Raw genomic sequence first — 544 nt, forward strand, 5'->3', positions numbered from 1 at the left:
GGGAAATCCTTCCCCGCCCTCTACGACACTATTCGGGACGATCCCGGTGCCTTACCCAAGGTTGACAGAGAGGGCAGTAGCGGCAGCAACGACTGCGTAGGTGTGCGTTTTGGCGTGGGTATCCACGCCGATGACGTATTTGTATGTGTCAGCCACGGTGCTCACGAAGTGTCTTCTTCCGGTAAATGGTTCGTTATCCGGGCCTGGGAGAATCGTCGCGAGGCAGATCTCTAATGAGTCACACCCCCGCCGGAGCGTGGGTGGACAACCTTCTATGAAGCCATCGAAACGGGTCAGGCCGGCACCGACCTAGCCCAGCGGACAGGTCGTGTGAAAGCCACCGCTTGCGCGGGACAGATGGCTCTTGAGTCACGTTGGGAAAGGCCGATACCAGCTTGCCAGCCAGCCCCAGGCCAGCTACTAACCATTAGAGATGGCTCTAGACCAGTCTGCCCTGCTCGACCTGCTGGGAGAACTCAAACTCACCGATGTCACCGATCGCATCCGCGTCGCGACGGAAACCTTGTATCAAGAATTGATCGAT

General features: G+C 57.9%; 1 protein-coding gene. It reads left to right on the forward strand.

Features of this window, described 5'->3' with window-relative positions; genetic code table 11:
• A partial coding sequence (locus tag QN350_RS19780) for a hypothetical protein (RefSeq protein WP_323517226.1) occupies nucleotides 1-234 on the forward strand: 234 nt, incomplete at its 5' end.
• Between the last annotated feature and the right edge of the window lie 310 nt (nucleotides 235-544).

It is taken from the genome of Cryobacterium sp. 10I5 (assembly GCF_035019865.1).
Taxonomy (GTDB): domain Bacteria; phylum Actinomycetota; class Actinomycetes; order Actinomycetales; family Microbacteriaceae; genus Cryobacterium; species Cryobacterium breve_A.